Origin of the sequence: Acetobacter sp. AAB5 (genome assembly GCF_050106715.1) — a bacterium.
Classification (GTDB): Bacteria; Pseudomonadota; Alphaproteobacteria; order Acetobacterales; family Acetobacteraceae; genus Acetobacter; species Acetobacter oryzifermentans.
This window is the reverse complement of record NZ_JBNIEW010000005.1, coordinates 20,630-40,476: the sequence shown is the minus strand read 5'-3', so window position 1 is coordinate 40,476 and position 19,847 is coordinate 20,630. Positions and strand designations below refer to the sequence as shown.

Sequence of the window (19,847 nt, the reverse complement as noted above, 5' to 3'; positions counted from 1 at the left end):
GAGCTACACAGAAGCCAACGCCAACCCTTCAGCAACAGAAACAAATTCCCCACCCAATTCAACCCGATCTTCTCCAAAGCGAGAGGTAAAGAGTTGCCTTACTGCTGGCACAAAAGATGTGCCCCCAGTTAGAAACACCCGGTCAATCTGCTCTGGGGCCAGAGAGGCTTGATGAAGCGCTTGGTCAATGCCTTCACCCAGTTTGGCAATATCTGGGGCAATCCAGCGGTCAAAATCTGCACGAGAAACGGTTGTTTTAATCTCCAGACCGGGTTGCGAGAAAGAAAGCTCAGCACTTTCAGCAGAGGACAAAGCGCGTTTGGTAGCAGAAACTGCATTGTAAAGTTCCTGCCCATGCTGCTCACGAATAAGCTCAATCAGGCTTTTTAACTTTTCCGGTTCAGAAGCTGTTCGGGCAACGTCTGCAATCTCGTTAAGAATGCGCGGTGTGCGCATAAGAGAGAGACGGTGCCAGCGTGCTAGAGAATGATACCACTCAATAGGCACAGGAAGAGGCTCGCCTCCCATAATGCGGAACGTGCAGTCGCGCCCAAGGTAAGGGGCCACAACATTATCAATAATACGGAAATCAAACTGATCTCCAGCCAATCCCACACCTGTATGGCCAAGCGGTTGCGCCCGTTGGTTGCTGGCGGGGTCAAAACGCATGATCGAAAAGTCACTCGTGCCGCCGCCAAAGTCTCCCACAAGCACTGTTGCGGGCCGATCCAACCGCTGCATAAAGCGCCAGCCAGCCGCTTCTGGCTCCATCATAACGCTAACATCGGCAAAGCCTGCTTGCGCAAATGCCGCCCGCAACCGAGCTTCACCCAAAGCATTATCTGCATTTTCGCCCACAAAATGAACCGGCCGCCCAACCGTAACATGGCATTCTGTCGGGGTAATATCTGTAAGCGCCATCAATTCCCGCAGGAAAGTGGCAATCAGATTTTCCAACGAAAGACGCTGGCTAAATACCTGTGTCTCACGGAAGCTGGATTGAGCCAGGTAGGACTTCATGGACATGATAAGGCGCGTTTCGGACGGATCATCAAGATGCGCCTCAACAGCATAAGCGCCCACGGCACGCTGAAGCAGCCGCCTGCCACCTTCCATTTCTTGCCACAAGGCAAGAAGTGTAGGGCAGGTTTCAGAGGAACCACCATCCGGTGTAGGGAATGAAATGGTCTGGATGGTACGATCAGGACGCGCGATAACGATGACGCTATTGGTCGTACCGAAATCAATACCGATCTGGATGGGGCGGGCTGAAATAGTCATGGCTGGCGGAAAATAGTGCCCACTTGCCATGCTGTCCATGCCTCTGATGCGCTACCGCGCCAGATATCTGCGTTTTCTCGATAGAGAACGGGGTATTAGTTCAGGGCATGAGTTGGAGCAATCACCTTCAACGCACCATCCGGCAGGGGCCGTTGCAGTTGAAGGGCTTCTTCTGCTGGCGCATTCATCCATATATCCAGTTCTTCCGGCTGTGTGAGAATAACCGGCATAGCCTTGGGATGGATTGCTCCAACTTCTCGGTTGGCTTCTGTGGTCAAAAACCCAAAGAGGTCATCCGTTGTTTCTCCGTCTGCCAATTTGCGCACGGATGTCCACTGGCACCAGATACCCGCAAAAAATGCCAAGGGCTCATCATTATTACGAGCAAACCATATGGGTTGTGATTTGCCATCTGGCAGGCGCGTGGGTTCAGAAAAAGCTGTAAGTGGCACAAGACAGCGATACGCTACATGCTCCCAACGCTTCCACCACAGAGAGGCTGGGTGACGAATATTGGTCACGCCCCGGTCTACCTTATGCCCCTTAAGATAATTTGGGGGCGTGGGCATACCCCAACGTGCCATCATCAATTCCCGCCCTTGCGCAGTATTGCGCACAATTGGCGCCATTGTGTTGGGGTAAATATCTGGCAACGGCTGAAGATTGCCCGTGTGATCTACCGCCACCTTTGCAACCTTGCGAATAGCCTGTGGGTTGGATGTCATGGAATAGAGATTACACATCTACGTGCTCCAAAGGCGCATTAATCCATGAGATTACCATGCGGCTGCCTTAACGCTTCTATCAGTTCAAGTGCATTCTGTGTGGCTGCACCAAAGGTGGTATTATCATAAATTGTCCACACATCTGCGCCACATGCGCTCAACGCAGCAACGCTGTTTGCGTGAGCCTGCACAGTTTCTACACTATACAGTGATTCATAAATGCGCGGAGAACCGTGTAGCCGAAAATAGGCAAGCCCATTCCAGCCTCCGGGCTGCGCGGCAGAAATAAATCTGGCCGGATCTGCCGCAACCCGTGAGACATGCTGCCTTTTCAGCATCTTATCAACTTCTGGCTGAAACCAGCTCTCATGCCTTGGTTCCAACACAACAGGGCCGTTGATTATGGCTTTCAAATCATGAAGAAACTGTTCTGCAATCTCTCCAGGATAAGCAAAACTTGGAGGTAGTTGAACCAGAATGGGGCCGCGCTTATCGCCTAAACCACTGGTTTCCTCAGCAAAACGTGCAACAAGATCCTGACATCCCACAAAACGCTGCTCATGCGTAATTGCCTTGGGAAGTTTGATGGAAAAGCGGAAATCTGGCGGTACGCTTGCTGCCCAGCGCACGTAAGTTTTTTGCTGATGAGGACGATAGAAACTGCTGTTAATTTCCACAGCAGAAAAACGCGTACCGTAGCGTTCAAGATGCGTGTCGGTTGAAGGAAATTCTGCGGCAAGTTTGGTTGGAACCGACCAGCCCGCAACGCCGATGCGAATAGGCATAATAATCTGCCTTAATGTCCGAGGGTTAAAAGAAGGCCCTGCCATTTTGCAAAATAATTTGTTTCTGGTGATAATCTTGCAGAGCTTTGTGATGCGTCACGCTGATAATTGTACACTGCGGCAAGAGAGTTAGCAGCGCATCGTAAAGGCAGCGCTCATTGGCAGTATCCATAGCAGACGTGGCTTCATCCAGAAACAGAATGGAAGGGCGAAATAGAAAGGCCCGTGCCAAGGCCAAACGTTGCTGTTCGCCACCAGACAAAATATTCTCCCATACTTGCTCTTCATCCAGACGAGGCACGTATCCCCCCAGATTAACCGCATGAAGGGCGGCTTCATAGGCGTGCAGGTTATGCTGCTCTGGGGGTAAGGGGTAGGAAAGGGCTTGCCTTAAAGAACCCGCTGGTACGTAGCTTTGCTGCGGAACAAACATAGCTTTTGCGCTGTTAAGGCACACATCTCCACTGCCATAAGGCCATAATCCGGCTAAGCTGCGTAAAAACGTGCTTTTTCCGCTGCCTGATGCACCATAAATAGCCCATCGCTCACCCGCTTGAAATGTTAGGCTGCCAAAATCCAGCAATGTCTGCCCGGAAGGCAGGTTAAGAACCAGATTGTGGGTTGAAACTGTATTTTCGTTTGTGGGCTTGCACATAATGCCTTGGGTAGGCTTCCGCTGTATTATGCGTTCAAATTCAGCAAGACGTTGCAATGTAGAACGTAAACCGGCCAGATCCGTGTAATTATCAATAAACCATTGCAAGCTGCTCCGAACCTGCATGAATGCGGCATTAATACGCGCATATGTGCCAAACGTAAGCGCATGGGCCATAATTTTGGGCACAAGCAATACCCATAAAATAATGGAAGCTGTTTGATTATAAAACGTTCCCACAAAATTAGCGCGCCACGTGTAATGCACAACCTTGCGCCAATTTTTAGCGATGTGTGCAAGATGGGTAGAAAAGCGCAGATGTTCAGCGTCTTCCCCTTTATAAAAAGCAACCTGTTCAGAATTGCGCCGCAAATCAAGCAGGCTTGCACGCAAATCAGCATCATAATGTTGTTGCTGATAATCGGCATGAACTAAGGGGCCACCTACCTTTTCTATAAGCAAAGAAACCAATACGGAAACAATAACTGTTCCAAAAAACAGATAACCGGGAATATGATAGACACGCCCCCAAAGCGGCACAGATAACGCGCCGCCGATTTCCCATAAAACAATAGAGAATGACAGCAGCGTCATAACAGCCTGAATAGCATCCAACCCCAGTTTGAGGACAAGGGTTGTCATTTGCGCAAGGTCATCTGCAATACGCTGGTCTGGGTTATCTGCCTGTGTGGCATCATGCTCCAAACGGTAATAGGTCGCATTTTTTAGGTAGCGTTGAAGATAGACCTTTGTGTTCCACAAGCGCCAACGCATGGAAAGGATCTGTGTCAGGTAAGTTTGCAGCACGTAAATGCCAGCCGAAAGGGCGCAAGCCGCAATATAAATCGGTAACATGCCCAAGGCTTTGCGCACATGGAACGCAAAAAAGGCATCAAAAAATTTCTGGTCCCAAATACCAAACCATACGGCCGTACGCACATAAAGCAGAGAAAGCCCAATAATCAGGCCCAGCAGGCCCCATGCTTTCCACTTTTCTGCGGACACCCAAAAAGGAAACAGGATTTTCCAGTCTGAAAGAGAGTGGGAAGAAGAAGGTTTATCAGTACGTAGCACGAAGCGTTGCCATAAAATTACGAGGGGCTGCGGGAAAGTTGAACTGCCATATACCACTGGCGCGTTCGTAATAATGGCGGTTTGTCAGGTTATACGCATTTAGTTGCAGGCGCAGGTTACGGTTGATTTTGTAACCAATCATGCCGTCCATTGTCATGTATCCGCCCTGTACGGTTGTAGCGTAACTCCCGCGTAGATTGCTGTTGGCATCTATGCCAACCCCTATGTTCAGGTCTTTCAGCCGTCCATCTGGCACAGTGTAATGCACCCAAGATTTGAACATGTGATGTGGGGAGTAAACACCGCCAAAATCGCTTACGCGGGAATTGGAAACTTTGGTGTCCAGGTACGTATAACCAATAGACACATCCAGATTAGGCAGGATTTGCCCATCAATCTGCATTTCCCACCCTTGGCGGCGAATAGGCCCGGTAGTGACGTAAAATTGCGAATGCAGCGGATCTTGCACCGGCTGGTTTACGCTTTCCATCCGGAACAGCGCAGAAGAAACATTCAACCGGCCATGAAAATATTCTGCCTTAAAGCCCGTTTCAATCTGGTTGCCACGCTGGGGCGTGAGCCCGCCACCGCGATAGGTTTCCTTCCCCACAGAAGGGGTAAAAATACTGGAGTAACTGGCATACCAAGAAATATGGGGCGTAATTTGGTAAACAGATCCTAAGTAAGGCGTCAGCTCTCCGTGTATATTGGATGTTGTCTGCCATTGTGTTGCTGGTGCGGGGGCAATATCGCGGAGTTTCTCGTAATAGCGTGAGGCACGCCCGCCCAGAATAAGGGAGAGCTTTTTAGTCAGCTCAAACCGCAGTTGGCCATAAAATCCCCATTGATAGGCGTAGTCATCTGTCCCCCAGCCATTGGCGTTTGTGGCATAGTTAAAGCAGCTTGCCGCAGGTTTTTTAACAACATCCGTGTTGTTTATGCTCACATCGTTATAGATGGCGTTACAGTTGTTGTTGGCATACTGCGTAACCTGTTCGTACGAATTATAATTGAAGCCAAAAAGCGCATGATGCGTGCGGTTTAGAAAATGGAAACTGCCCTGGGCATAAATATCCGCAGAGCGTGATGCGTTCGTACCCTTAAAAGCGGCAATACCTTGATCCTGATACTGTAGGGTTCCTGTGGTGGGGTCTATCTGGTTCCATGGTTCATTATAGAGCGTATTATAGCTTTGATCATAAAACGTGCCGCGCGCGGTTGCAGACCAATCCCCCCAGAGTTTCTGGTTGAGCGAGGCAATGGTCTGCTGTGTCATGTAATTGGAATATCCCCAGCTCTGGCTGGGGTTTGCAGAGCGGCTGCCAGACCATAACGTATTGGCCGTTGTAAGCGGCAAACCGTAATAAGGGGCCTGATTATCCTGCTGTTGCGCGGCGTGAGAAACCATAAAGGTGGTGCGCGGGGTTATATCCCACTCCAACACCCCATAGGTTTGCCATTTGCGGGTATGGGCGTATTTGTAAAAGTAATTATTATCTTCAAACAGATCCGCCGTGCGGAAACGAAGGGTTTTGGATTTGTTGAGCGCTACCGTCATATCCACATCTGCACGGTAGTTATTAAAACTTCCAACACTGGCTGCGCCGGTTAGCGCAAAATCTTGCCCCGGTTTTTTGGTAACTTCATTTACAACGCCACCCGCGCCACCAGCCCCCTGCAAAAGGCCCGAAGACCCACGCAACACCTCGATACGATCATACATGGAAAGATCAAAACTGGCGTTATTCAGCGTTCCAGAAGCATTTGGCGTGCCGTCCACAGAAGTTGTAAGCTGGTACCCGCGTGAGTAGAAATTTGAATTGGCCGTAGAAGCCGGCATAACGCGAATACCGTTAATCTGGCGCATGGCGTCTGTCATTGTCAGCATGTTGGAATCTTCCATACGCTGCTGTGTAATAACAGATACAGACTGCGGAATATCCTTCAGCGCAACCGGCGTTTTCCCCCATGCTTCTATTGTTGGCACGGTGTAGGAATGCCGGGTGCCAGATCCATATACGGTAATATTCTGACGGGTTGTTTCAGCAGACGCATGATTTGCCGAAGATGAACACGCGCATGAAGGCCCAGAAGCGCTGCATTTTTTAGGCGCACTGGCTGAGGTTGGCTTGCAAGAGGTGGGCAGGGCAGCAGCCGAGGCGGGCGCGCAGATAAGCGAAAGACCGCCTACCATAACCCCAAAACATGGGAGTGTTCGAAAAATACGAGACATACCTATCTGTCCTGACAGCGTCATACATAAAGGCTGACAGGGCAGGTTGATGTATCCAGCACATAAGGCTGGTTCCCGCATTAAGGCGGGAATAACAGTTGCTATATTACAAATAGCAGCCGCAAAAACGTGTTCCTGTCAGTAAAGACATGACAGGAGCAGAGGCGGCCCACGTGTATGGGGAAGACCCGTAAAAACACCGGCAGGCGGGGCCCGTGGCGCACGATCATGATAAATCTGCCGCTTTGCCAACAGCATAATGCTTAAAGCAACAAAAACGCCAATAAAGGCAATATCGGGCAGTTGCAGTAAGGGGCAAAGAGGGCAGAACCCGTTATCATCATGCGAATGGTGTGCGGGATCGTGCTCCCCATCATCCGCAGGCATTACCATGGCATCATCCATATCAGGACATGCCGGGCTTTTGAGTGCAGGGCCAATATGAAGGCCGGTAAGGCGTTCAAGCGTAACACGGGGCATTTCCCCAAGCTGCGCATGGCTTTGAAGAAAAAGCTGTCCGACAAGCCCCACCATTACACAAATGGCCACCAGCCATCGGCTGGCAAACAGGCGCATTTTTGCGTGCATGGTGGCTGATCTAGACAAAAATCCTCTCCAAATTGTGCACTTGTTAAAGGAAGATAATTTGCCTTTTGTCAAGGAAGAGTGGTTGGCGTGATCATGCTACGCGTAAAAAGCACGGTATAATCTGGCACAAGCCAGAGATCAGCAGGGCTGTTCTGTTGTGTGGGCAGGTATAGCTGCTCCTATATCAACTCTATCGCTTTTGTGAATGAAGGGGCGTAACCCAATAAAAGGCCTGCATGAAGCTTTTATCGGCTTCCTGTATTTCGAAACCGAATTCAGGTCAGATTGTTATTCCTACAAAGAGGAAACAAACCATGTCAGCTTACAGCATTTTACGGACTGCCATTGAACAGAAAAAAGCCGTGGCTTTTACGCTTCATGACAAGCCGCAGGTAGGCTCACCTCACGCTCTGGGCAAAGGGGATGGCGTAGAAAAGGTGCTGATGTATCGCGGTGTAGATGCACACGAAAAGCGTGTACCTGCCCAAGGCCAGTGGGATTGCCTTGCCGTATCTGACCTGAACGATGTGAAGCTACTTGCTGACGAGCCGTTCCACCAAGGCCACCCGGATGCCACACAGCGCGCTGGTATTCGTGAAGTGGATATCGAGCTTTAAAATAGCCCTGTTTATCGGCATCACTTAATGTGATGCCGATAAAACCCTTATTACAGCCGTTGGGTGACTGAACATTATTTCCACACATGATAGAAATGGTGCAGGGGGCCGTGCCCATGCCCGACATCAAGCGTATCACTCGCTGCAAGCGCACCATGCAGATATGCTTTTGCCCCGCGCACGCTCTCTTCAACCGATTTGGAAGGGAGGAGAGCTGCTATGGCAGCAGAAAGTGTGCAGCCGGTGCCGTGGTCATTACGTGTGCAGATGCGTGGTGCTGCAAACTCCATAATTTTTCCAGCGGAACCATAAAGCAGATCAACACTCTGCGTTGATCCTTCAAGATGGCCACCCTTTAACAAAACCCATTCCGAACCCAGCTTGGCCAAGTCTTTTACCCGTAAGCGCATTTCATCCAGCGTCCATACGGGGTGGGCATTCAGCAAAACGCCTGCTTCTGGCAGGTTGGGGGTAATAAGCGTTGCAAGCGGCACCAAAAGGTCTCTGATAGCACTTACCGCATTGCCTTCCAGAAGGTGATCTCCACTTTTGGCCACCATAACAGGATCAAGCACAATATTTTTTGCACCATGATAATGCAGGCGGTCTGCAATAACCTCAGCAATGCCGCTGTTGGGGACCATCCCAATCTTAACCGCATCCACCCGTACATCATCAAACACGCTATCAATCTGTTCGCCCACAAATTGCGGGTCTAGCGCCACAAAAGAACGCACGCCTTGAGTGTTCTGGGCAACCACAGCCGTAATGGCCGCCATGCCATACGCCCCCATAGCCGAAAATGCTTTAATATCTGCATGAATTCCAGCGCCACCTGTGGGGTCGGTGCCGGCAATACTCAAAACATTGGCGATCATGGTCAGGCAATTCCCTTTTCGCAAGAACGTGGCTTCCTGCCGCGAAATTCCAGCAAAAAAGGATAGGGTGGCCAAACCTGTCCCTTCGCCGGCATAACCCGGATCAGGTTCAAAGGGTCATTGCGCTGCCTTTTGGCCCTGCAATATCTCAGCCCCATGTCGGAGCCCCCCTCGGTAACACGCAACGTATCAGGGCAAGGGGCTTTATGCACGTAATATTAACGGTAGGTTTGGGGGGCTTCTTCAGTTTTACAGCGGCCTGCGTGATATCCATATCTTTGACACCATGAGAGGCAGGCTGTTCTTAGAACTACGGCATAAAAGAAGTTAGAACAGGCTTTTTACGGGATAATGAATACCCATGACTTTTAGCATACGTATGGCGTGTATTAAGGATGCGCCTGTTCTTCCGCCCATTGAAAAATCCGCCGCGCAGATTTTTCAGCAAATTCCTTCATTAAGTTGGATAGCCGATCACGCCGTTTTGCCGGTGGATACGCATCTTGCTGCCATAAACGCAGGCACAAGCTGGGTTGCTATTGATAAGCAGAGCCACCCAATTGCTTTTCTTTGTGCACAAATATACGCGCAGGAATTGCATATTCTTGAAATATCCGTTTGCAAAAAAGAGCAGGGGCGGGGCATAGGCACAGCGCTGCTTGACACGGCATGTAGTTGGGCAAAAGCATATGGCCTTAGAGCCGTCACTCTGACGACTTTTCGTGATCTGCCGTGGAATGCGCCTTTTTATGCGCGTCTCGGTTTCACGATACTCCCTGAAAGCTTAATAAACCCAAGATTAGCGGCCATATTACAGGATGAGATAGAGAGTGGTTTTTCCAAACAAACCCGCTGCGCTATGCAATTGGACCTGAGCCACTTTAAGCCTGCATAATCTGCTACAAACCTATTATAGCACAAATGGCAATCAAACAGCCGCAAGACGTAGTATCCCAGCCTTATGCATTGAAAAGGCTGGAATATTCACGCGGGTTTTTATTTTTGCAGCACAGGCGCAGAAATGGCGACGCCGTTTTCCCATGTTTCAATAATTTTGTCAGCATTTGCAATGTTGGTTGCGGGGTTACCGGTAACAACTAACACATCAGCCCGTTTGCCTGGCGCCAATACGCCCCGGTCAGAAAGATCCAGCAGATCTGCTGCGTTCTGTGTGGCGATATGAATGGTCTCTAAAGGTGTCAGGCCGGCCTGCACTGTAAGGGCCAGCTCCCGATGTTCTGCCACGCCGGGCACTCGTAAAGGGGTAGCGCCGCTATCTGTGCCAAAGCCTATTTTTACGCCCGCATCATGCAATGTTTTCAGGTTTTGCAGGTTCATTGCCAAAGATGTGCGGGCAAAATCGGCCTGTTTGCCCGTTTTGTGCTGCGCCTGCCATGCTGGATCGTTAATCTGTTTTTGTAGAGGGCCAGAAAGACCGGCTGTTGCAAAGGGTGTTTGCGTCCACGGCGCGCGATCAGCCCATGCTGTGGTGGCTTCATCAAGCTGAAGGGTGGCAATATACCAGATCCCGCGGGCTTTAAGCGTTGCAATCAAATCCGGTGTAACGGGTTTGTCTCGTATGCCGTGGGCCAGAATATCCACTCCGGCGGCCACAACATGCTGGGCATCTTCCAGATCATGAATATGCGCCGCCACACGTAGCTTGCGTTTATGGGATTCCTCTACAACGGCGGCAATAATATCTGGGCTCATTTTAACAGGCAGTGTGCCATCAAAATCATCAACCCAGATTTTAACCAGATCCGTGCCTTCATCTGCCATTGTGTCCACGGCTTCTCGGGCTTCATTGGCGGTTTTCGGGCGGAAAAGCTGGTTGGGTGCCACATTCACAGGCGGCGCACCATTGGGAACACCAATACCTTGATCAACACCGAACAGATCAGCCGGGGTTTTACCTGCATGTGCTTCCTTACGGAGCGGATCAAACACATCTGGCACGTTATTACCCAGCGCCGTAACCGTGGTAACACCATAACGACGATACTGACCAAGCGCCGCCATAATATTGGCGCGTGTATAAAACTGAGAACCCGTGGTAACGCCCTCATACTGCCCAACGTGGCTGTGATCGGAAATAATGCCGGGCAGAACGGTATCTCCTGCACGATCCAGCACTTTGGCATCTTTGGGAATATCCACATCCTTGCCCACCGCAAGAATATGCTCCCCCTGCATCACAAGCGTTCCATCTTCTATGGGGGCTGCTCCGGTGCCATCCACAATACGCACATGCGTAAGCGCAACAGGGGGAGATGAGGCAGCAAGCGCCGATGTTGTTATAAAAAGAGCAGTTGTGATGAAAAGCATACGGCGCATCTTGATCTCCCTAATAGCGGCATAAACGGCAAGAAAGTGATATTCGTTCCATGTTTATCAGATATTCATGAGCCAAGGATCACTTCTACTTTATGTAAAAGCCCATCATCTTTCATATTCACTTCATGCGTCATGTAGCTTTGCACGCCATCTATGGTGATCTTTCTTACACCACGGCAAACATGATCCGGGTTTTTTACCAGAATACTGTAGCGCGCTGTTTTCCACTGCAATGTTACTTCAAACTCCGGCCAATGCTGCGGAATGCAGGGGTCTATCAAAAACTTGTCCCCCTGGATGCGCACACCAAGAATGGTTTCGGTTCCTACCCGTTGCATCCAACCGGCAGAGCCTGTGTACCAAGACCACCCACCACGCCCAACATGCGGGGCTTCGGAATATACATCAGCCGCAATAACGTAGGGTTCCAGCCTGTAACGCGCGGCTTGTTCCGGTGTCTGGCTATGGGTGATGGGGTTAAGCATATGGAATAATGTTTGGGCCAGATTACCATCGCCTAAAGCTGCAATGGCCATAACTGTCCATAACGCTGCATGGGTGTACTGGCCGCCGTTTTCACGTATGCCGGGTGGGTATCCTCGAATATAACCGGGGTCTGGCATGGCTTTATCAAACGGTGGCGTAAGCACAAGAATAAGCCCGTCCTGCTGCCTTACCAACCGATGAACGGCAGAGCGCATGGCATGGTTGGCCCGTTCTGGCATGGCCGCACCAGAAAGCACAGACCAAGATTGAGAAATGGCATCTATCTGACATTCCGGCATGGTGTGAGAGCCCAGCGGCGTGCCATCATCAAAATAGGCCCGCAGGTACCAATCTCCATCCCATGTGTGTTCCAGCGCCTTGGCCAGTTTGCGGGTATGCTGCTGCCATTTATCAGCCCGCATATCTTCATTCCGGGCGCGGGCAATGGGGATAAATATCTCAAGTGTGGTGTAGAGGAACCAGCCAAGCCACACACTTTCCCCTCGGCCCTGTTCTCCCACACGGTTCATGCCATCGTTCCAGTCTCCCGTGCCCATGAGGGGAAGGCCATGAACGCCTACAGCAAGGCTCCGATCAAGCGCGCGGGCACAATGCTCAAACAGCGTAGCACTTTCTGCCGAGTGCGCTGGCACCATAAAGTTATCGTGCTCGGTTATGGGCAGCGGAGGGGCTTCCAGAAAACCAATAGTTTCATCCAGAACAGCAAGATCCCCCGTTGTGCTAACGTAATGCGCAACCGTGTAACCAAGCCATGTGCAATCATCCGAAATATGGGTGCGCACGCCTGCGCCTGTCTGCGGGAGCCACCAATGCTGTACATCACCTTCTACAAACTGGCGGGAAGCGGCCCGTATAAGATGCTCTCGCACCAGAGCTGGGCACGAAACCGCAAGGGCCATGCCATCCTGTAACTGGTCTCTGAAACCATAAGCGCCACTGGCCTGATAAAAGCCTGCACGTGCGCGCACGCGGCTGGAAAGTGTTTGGTACAGCAGCCAGCCATTCAGCATGATATCCATACTGCGATCTGGGGTTTTAACCTGAACAGAACCACAAATGCTGCGCCACTGCTGTTTGACATCATCCAGAACGGTATCCAGATCAACCGTCCGATAACGGGCAATCATCTGCCTGGCTTCAGCCTCGTTTTCCGCTTCTCCTAACAGGAAAACAATTTCTACGCGGCCATCTGCGGGCAGGGTGACTATGGTTTGCAAAACACCACATGGATCAAGCCCAGCACCGGTGCTTCCCTGCACGGTATCGGCCAGTGTTAAGGCATACGGGCTATCAAGCGTGCCATTTCTGCCAACAAAGGTTGTGCGGTCTCCCGAAATGGCTGTGACATAGCCACCAATATCAGCAAAGGCAACGCGGCCCCCGTAAACGGCACTCCAGCGATTGTAAGCAAATAGCGCCCCCGTAGCGTCATCTATTTGCGTTGTAATAAAAGATGCTGTTTTGGCGCGTGCCGTCCCAAGCACCCACTCAACATATCCGGTAAGAGAAAGCGTGCGAGCATGGCCTGATAGGTTGTGCAGTTGAATGCGCGAAATCTTTATAGGGTCTTTTACCGGTGTATATTGCAAAAGTGTGCTGGCTATGCCGTGTGCAATACGATCATACTGCGTATAGCCATGCCCATGCCTGCTGACATAAGTGGCATCTATATCTCGGCGGATAGCAGCCGTTGGGCTCCATAATACTTTGGTATCTTCATCCCGCAGGTAAAAAACTTCGCCCGGTTGATTGCTGACAGGATCATTAGACCACGGGGTAATCTGGTGCTCACGGCTGTTTAGCGCCCATGTATAGCCACTTCCTTCGGCAGAGGCCTGAAAGCCCGCAGTATCATTGGCAATAACATTAATCCATGGGGCAGGCGTTGTGCGGCCAGAAGCCAGCACAACCACATATTCCTGGCCGTTCTGGGCAAACCCACCGTGACCATTGAAAAATTCAAGCTCAGGAATATCGGGCACCTTGAACGCACTGGGCGTAAACACATGCGGTGTTTGAAACAGAACAGATTTAGGAGCCTCGGCCACATTGGCCTGATCAAGCTGTTCTGCCAGCCCTTTATCTGCCGAAAGAACAACGCGGGCAGCCGCCAATAAAAGATTCTTTACCGGTGCGGAAATCAGATCTGCCCGCAAAATGCAGATAGAGCCCGCTACGGTTGCCCTTTTGGGCATAGAGCGCACAAGGTTTTCAAGCGTGTTCTGTAGATCTTGTAAGTAGGACGATGGGTGCTCATTCATTAGCACAAGATCAACAGCAACCTGTTTCAGCCGCAAGTATTCATGCGCCAGCAAAACCTGCCGGATAATATCTGTATCTGGCGTATCCTTTACGCGCAAAACCACTAAAGGCAGATCACCAGAAATACCTTGTTCCCATAGTGTTGGCTGGGCAGCCATACCTTGCATGATAACTGCGGATGATGCGCGCAAAGCAGCATTTGCAAACAGAATATGGCCCGCCAAACGCTGGAACAGATCTGCTTCTGCTGGGGTAATATCAAAATGCCGGAACTGAATTTGCGCTTGTGTCCAGGCAAGTGTGCGTGCGCGATCAAGCGCGGTATCATCCTGATGCACCTCAATCAGGCGCTCCAGTTCCTGACGGGATGAGGCAACCATTGTCCAAAACGTTATCCGCGCTGTAGCACCGGGCTTGATGCTTACGCGGCTACGAATAGCAAAGCAGGGGTCCAGCACCGTGCCGGTTTGCCCAGATAGTTGTGTTTTACCCGTTAAAGCCGCAGGAGATCGCGCTGTGCGGCCGCGCCCAATAAACTGCGCACGGTTTGTTTCCACCGTGATGGGGGTAGAGCACACGGCCACATGCGCAGCCCAGATTTCAGGCTCATCGGGGGTACGCCGCCTACGGGTTGCTATAAGGGCTTTGGCTTCCGGCAGGTAATCTGTTTCTACAAATAGTTTGGTAAAGGCCGGATGCGCGAGATCTGAATCTGGGGCAAGCAAAGCCAGTTCTGCATAGGATGTAATATCTATTTCAACACTATCATAGCCAGCATTAAAAACGCTCAGATAGCGTACATCAGCATCATCTTCAGCAGAAACCATAACCTCCACAGTTGTTGTCAGGGAGCCATCACGCCGGGTGAATTCGGCGCGATCTTCATGGAAAACGCTTACGTAATCATCCGGCTCCTCCCCACAGGGCTGAATGCCAGCAGACCATACTTTCCCGGTCTTTACGTTTTTCAGGTAAAGGTAAGACCCAAAGTTATCCAGCGTTGGATCTTCCCGCCACCGTGTAACGGCCTGCCCCTGCCACATTGTGTAGCCAGACCCCGCTGCTGTGAGCATGACGGTATAACGACCATTGGAAAGAAGGTGCGTAATGGGTGCGGGCGTATAATCCGTGCCGTAGTACCTACCAGATGCCGCTTGTGGCAATTCCGAGCGCGGCAGAGGATATTCTTCTATTGGCAGAGGATGAGCCACAGCGCCTGTGCGTGGCGCGCGTTCTTGCAACAACAATTCGGCCGAGGCAATCACGGGGTCATCATGGAAGCGCTTTCTCATGATACCATCCAGAACTGCATCTGCTACGGCAAGAATGGACATGCCCTGATGGTGCGCCATGTAAGCCTGCACAATGGCCATTTCCTGCCCATCCGGCACACGCTCCGGGGTATAATCCAGCGCTTCGTAAAAACCGTAACGACCGTGTGCCCCTGTTTTTTCCAGAACAAAAAGATTGGCAACGGCTTTTTGCGGATCAACCATAGAGGCCAGCAAGGTGGCATAGGGGGCCACAACTCTATCCTGCCCAAGACCACGTTTTAGCCCCAGCCCCGGAACGCCAAAGTTTGAGTATTGATAGGTGTAATCAACATCCCGCACGTTATAGGCTGATTCTGAAATCCCCCATGGAATATCGTGCGATTGCCCGTAAGCAATCTGCCGCAGCACAATAAGCGCGTTGGTTTGCTGGAGCAGGCTACCTATAGGCGCACGCATAACCAGAGAGGGCATAAGATATTCGAACATGGAACCCGACCACGAGACCAGTGCCGCTCCGCTGCCAGCAGAGGTTAGGGCACGGCCCAGACGGAACCAGTCCCGCGCAGGAATGTCTCCTTTTGCAATGGCAAAAAAGACCGCGAGCCGAGATTCAGAGGCCAACAGATCATAACAGTTACTATCGGAGATATCTTCAGTAACAACAAACCCGATAGACAAAAGTTTGCGTGCAGGATCACGCAAAAAGGCAAAGTCCATGCCGTACGCCAGCATGCTTGCTTTGCTCTGCAATGCTTTCAGCCGGGTTCCAAAGGTTGTGTTATGCGTATGGTCCAAATCACGCAAATGGCTTTCAAGCGCTTTTAATGGCGCCACACACCAGAAACGTGGGTCTGACGTTGTTTGTTCTTCGGCTGCGTTGGTTTCTGCATAAAGATGGGCTGCGTGTTCTGCTATAGTTTGCGCCTGTTTCAATAACGCTTGCAAACTCTCCTCTGTTTTGACTTCAGGGGCCGCCAGAACAGATGTTTTTAACCGCGCGAGGGCTCGGATAAGAACTTTTTGCTGTTTTGTATTCTGCAGCCGTTCGCCATTGCGGAAGGTAAGATCTGTAATGGCAAGGGTAATGGCATCTGCTATACCCTCGCGCCACATGGAGGGTTGGACTGTATTTGCAGTCCATTCACGGCAAGCGCGTGCCAGCGCAACAAGGTGGCCGGCAAAATTACCGCTATCTACAGTAGAAACATATAAAGGCGCCAACGGCTCCAGATCAGCCGTGCTGTACCAGTTATACAAATGCCCTTTATATTTTTCTAATTCATCTAGTGTTTTAAAGGTGTTTTCAAGCCGATCTATTGTATCAGCCAAGCCGTTCCAGCCAAAATCATAGGCGCTTACCGTGCATAAAAGATAAAGCCCTATATTGGTGGGCGATGTACGTCTGGCGATAACGGGAGAAGGAACTTCCTGAAAATTGTCTGGCGGAAGCATGTGGTCATCTGCCGTTACAAATTCTTCAAAAAAGCGCCATGTATTGCGGGCTGTAAGACGCAAAGTGCGAATATCTGTGCGGGAAGGGCGCGATTGGGCCGTTAAAACGGCTGCCCGACTTGTCCATAACCCAATAGCAGGAGAAAACGCCCACAGAATGGCCAGAGGACCAATAAAAATCAGGTTTCCCACATCCTGCATGGTAACTTGTAGAACAAGAATAACCGCAATAAGTGGGCCAGAGAGCATTTTCAGGTAATATTGTTGCAAGCCGGACTGTAGAAGATCCGCCGTTTGCGCTGCGGGCACCCATTGCAGCAAATAGCGCCGTGTTACAAAAACACGCCCAAGGGTACGGATAATGGCATCACCTAACAAACAAGCCTGATGCACCAGAAACGTGATGTTAAGTGCCGTCATGACAACGGCATTGGAAATGGATGCCCCCAAAACATTAAAATAGCTACGAAAACTGATCCATTCCCGGCGTGGCGCAATATCGGGAATAACTGGCAAAAAAGCAGGTACCGCCATAATCAGAAGGATAAACAGTGTCCAGATACCAGCGTTTTCTGGCAACAAAACCCAGCAGATAATCAAAGCCAAAAGCGTAAAGGGCGCGCATAAGGTGCGGCGCAGATTGTCCACCATTTTCCAACGCGCAATTCCAGATAAACTGTTGCGTGGGGAAGGGGTGCGAAATATGCCTGAAACAATCCAGGGGAGCAGTTGCCAGTCTCCTCGTGTCCAACGATGGAGCCTTTGGGCTGCAACCAAATAGTCTGTTGGAAATTCCTCTATCACCTCAATGTCAGAAGCCAATCCGGCACGCGCAAAAATACCTTCAAACAAATCATGGCTTAAAAGGGTTGCTTCAGGCACACGCCCAGCCAAAGCGGCTTCAAACGCATCAATTTCGTAAATACCTTTGCCTGCGTAAGACCCTTCTCCAAACATATCTTGATACAGGTCTGATATTGCAGATGAATAGGCATCTATACCGCTAGACGCGGAGAAAATACGCTGGAACAAAGTGCTTTGATGCCCGATAGGCAAAGATGGCGTAACACGAGGCTGCAAAACGGCATAACCTTGCTGCACACGCCCGGTTGTTGCATTAAATTGCGGCGCATTAAGGGGATGTGCCAGTTTACCCACCAGTTTTTTTACTGTTTCAAGGGGCAGGCGTGTATCGGCATCCAGCGTGACGATATATTTTACAGCTTGTGGAATATTCTGGCAGTATTCTGCCAAAAAAGTGGTGTCAGACGCACCGCGCAACAGGCGGTTCAGTTCATGCAATTTTCCGCGCTTACGTTCCCACCCCATCCATACACCTTCACTCTCACTCCAAACCCTGTGGCGATGTAGAAGGAGGAACCTGTTACCATCCGGCACAGATCCGTATTTTTCGTTAAGATGGTGAATACCGGCAGAAGCTAACTGAAAAAGTGCATCATCTTCTGGTGCAGATGCCTCTGAATGATCAGACCAATCTGTTAAAAGCGCAAAGTAAACACCGCTATCATGAGTAGCCAGATAGTGGACTTCCAAGCGGGATAAAAGTTCATCCACCGTTTTTACGTTGGTAAGAAGGGCAGGAATAACCACCATTGTACGCAATTTTACGGGGATACCATCTAAAAGCTCCAACCCCGGCAATGCCGTTACCTTGGTAACACGCAAAGCCAGCCAGTTGATGCATGCAACGGCTGCTTCCAATGCGGGTGAAAAGGCCAGAACAGCCACCAACAAAACCCACGGAAACCAAGCATTTTCCTGAAAAGAAAGCCACACGGGCCCAGCCAGAAAAATGAGCGCCAGCATAAACACAACCACGGCATAACCTGTAATGCCGCTTTGGCAGAATGTTTGGGCCAGTTTTCTGGAAAGATTGGGGCGAAAGCCTATAGAGGCTTCCAGAATGGAACGTCCTTCCATCACAAGATAATAACCGGGATCATTCTTGCGTTGATCAAACGCATTGGAAGAAGCAGCTTCTTGCGCTAAAAAAACAGCCTTTTTGGCAATATCAATTTCATCAACAGTGCTGCCATAGGCCAAATCCTCAATAGCTTTGCGGTAAAGGTCTCGGCTGGCAAAATCTGCACATGTAAAACTTGCATATTCTGCAAATACTGTATCAACCAAGCAGACTTGTTCAAAAATCTCTGTCCAATCAGATTCTGCAATATGCCGCAGACTTGTAATAATATTTCGAATAGTGGCGTTAAAAGCGCCCTGTGTTTGTAAATACTCTTGAATTCCTTGCTCAATATCTGTTTTTTTATCTGCCAGACGCTGCTCTAGCCACACCAGCACGGGATCTTTTTCTGGATCTATACCTCTTGAACGATGCGCAAGCTGCGCCGTAAATGCTGGCGTAATAATGCGTGGGTCTATTTGAGATAATATGGCAGACAATGCAGCGGCATCGTTCTTTCGGGCGGATGCAAGCTGATCAGCCAAAAGATCAGCCGCTTGCTGGCTTGCGTGGCTATCTATAATGGCACTTACAATGCGGCGCAGGTTTTCTATTAAAACAATGCGCAAGGTAATGGGAACAGCCCAAAGCTCACCTATCGTAAGTGGAGCAACTGTTTGATAGGCAAGCAGAAACTTACGCAGAAAATCTGGCTGTAAGTAACTATCTGTATGCGCAACAAAAGCCCATGTAATGCCAAAAACGCGCGGCAAACCAACAAAAGGGCCATTCGCAAGCTTGGGAAGGCGCGTATAATACCCACTCGGCAGATCCAGACTGGTCTCTCTAATCTGCATATCAATAAGGGCATAGTTATCTGCCAACCACTGGGCTGCTGGCGGTAGCAGCCGGCCCCTTTGGCTGGCCTTGGTAACAGTTTCATTGGCCGCTGCCAGCAGGGCGGCATTTTCAGCCAACCGGCGTTTAAGGGGTTGTCCGCGCCGGTTATGCTTGGCGGGTACAATAGCCTGTGCAGCCGCCAGGCTTCTGGCATGAGCCTCCAAGCGTTCAATACCAAAAATTTCGCTTTTTATCGGGAAGAGGTCACCCTGTATGTGAACGTGAATATGCCCCCCAAACAAACGGCGCAAAAATGAACGACGGGCATTTTTGGGGCCGGTATCTGATAGTTGTTCTGTATGCATGTACCAACTCCCTGATAAGGGCCGTACAAAGCTGTAATGCGGCCTTTATT

The 19,847-nt window shown here is 50.4% G+C and carries 11 protein-coding genes and 1 riboswitch; of the genes, 2 read left to right on the top strand and 9 right to left on the bottom strand.

The genetic code is table 11. The annotated features are described in order from the left end of the window. Positions 1-3: 3 nt before the first annotated feature. From ACP7IZ_RS06895 to ACP7IZ_RS06870, 6 genes are read right to left on the bottom strand one after another with little or no spacing between them, the layout of a single operon-like run. Positions 4-1,320, bottom strand: coding sequence for an Hsp70 family protein (locus tag ACP7IZ_RS06895; protein ID WP_426848426.1), 1,317 nt, complete (start codon positions 1,318-1,320; stop codon positions 4-6). 56 nt (positions 1,321-1,376) lie between these two features. Continuing rightward, on the bottom strand, positions 1,377-2,024 hold the full coding sequence (locus ACP7IZ_RS06890; RefSeq protein WP_426848425.1) for an SOS response-associated peptidase: 648 nt from the start codon (positions 2,022-2,024) through the stop codon (positions 1,377-1,379). A gap of 20 nt (positions 2,025-2,044) precedes the next feature. Then, positions 2,045-2,791, bottom strand: a complete 747-nt coding sequence (locus ACP7IZ_RS06885; RefSeq protein ID WP_426848424.1) for a DUF72 domain-containing protein — start codon at positions 2,789-2,791, stop codon at positions 2,045-2,047. Between the two features lie 25 nt (positions 2,792-2,816). Continuing rightward, complete coding sequence (locus ACP7IZ_RS06880) at positions 2,817-4,577, bottom strand: ABC transporter ATP-binding protein/permease (protein ID WP_426848423.1); 1,761 nt, start codon at positions 4,575-4,577, stop codon at positions 2,817-2,819. Continuing rightward, positions 4,507-6,834: a TonB-dependent siderophore receptor gene (locus tag ACP7IZ_RS06875; RefSeq protein WP_426848422.1), complete on the bottom strand. Its 2,328-nt coding sequence runs from the start codon at positions 6,832-6,834 to the stop codon at positions 4,507-4,509. The genes ACP7IZ_RS06880 and ACP7IZ_RS06875 overlap by 71 nt, the downstream gene beginning before the upstream one ends. Positions 6,835-6,891: 57 nt before the next feature. Beyond that, positions 6,892-7,329 carry a DUF2946 domain-containing protein gene (locus tag ACP7IZ_RS06870; protein ID WP_426848531.1) on the bottom strand — a complete coding sequence of 146 codons (438 nt, stop codon included), beginning with the start codon at positions 7,327-7,329 and terminating at the stop codon, positions 6,892-6,894. Between the two features lie 326 nt (positions 7,330-7,655). Here ACP7IZ_RS06870 and ACP7IZ_RS06865 point away from each other — a divergent pair, with 326 nt between their 5' ends. Then, positions 7,656-7,958: a hypothetical protein gene (locus ACP7IZ_RS06865; protein WP_426848420.1), complete on the top strand. Its 303-nt coding sequence runs from the start codon at positions 7,656-7,658 to the stop codon at positions 7,956-7,958. 74 nt (positions 7,959-8,032) lie between these two features. Here ACP7IZ_RS06865 and thiD read toward each other — a convergent pair whose 3' ends face one another. Then, positions 8,033-8,836: a bifunctional hydroxymethylpyrimidine kinase/phosphomethylpyrimidine kinase gene (gene thiD, locus ACP7IZ_RS06860; RefSeq protein ID WP_426848418.1), complete on the bottom strand. Its 804-nt coding sequence runs from the start codon at positions 8,834-8,836 to the stop codon at positions 8,033-8,035. 62 nt (positions 8,837-8,898) lie between these two features. Then, positions 8,899-9,018: riboswitch (TPP riboswitch) on the bottom strand. A gap of 179 nt (positions 9,019-9,197) precedes the next feature. Here thiD and ACP7IZ_RS06855 point away from each other — a divergent pair. Further along, positions 9,198-9,731, top strand: a complete 534-nt coding sequence (locus ACP7IZ_RS06855) for a GNAT family N-acetyltransferase (RefSeq protein WP_426848417.1) — start codon at positions 9,198-9,200, stop codon at positions 9,729-9,731. Positions 9,732-9,832: 101 nt separating this feature from the next. Here the strand turns inward: ACP7IZ_RS06855 and ACP7IZ_RS06850 are convergent, their stop codons facing one another. Together ACP7IZ_RS06850 and ACP7IZ_RS06845 are read right to left on the bottom strand one after the other, a co-directional pair. After that, positions 9,833-11,173, bottom strand: a complete 1,341-nt coding sequence (locus tag ACP7IZ_RS06850; protein ID WP_426848416.1) for an amidohydrolase family protein — start codon at positions 11,171-11,173, stop codon at positions 9,833-9,835. Positions 11,174-11,238: 65 nt separating this feature from the next. Continuing rightward, positions 11,239-19,797 carry a GH36-type glycosyl hydrolase domain-containing protein gene (locus ACP7IZ_RS06845; RefSeq protein ID WP_426848415.1) on the bottom strand — a complete coding sequence of 2,853 codons (8,559 nt, stop codon included), beginning with the start codon at positions 19,795-19,797 and terminating at the stop codon, positions 11,239-11,241. Positions 19,798-19,847 lie beyond the last annotated feature (50 nt).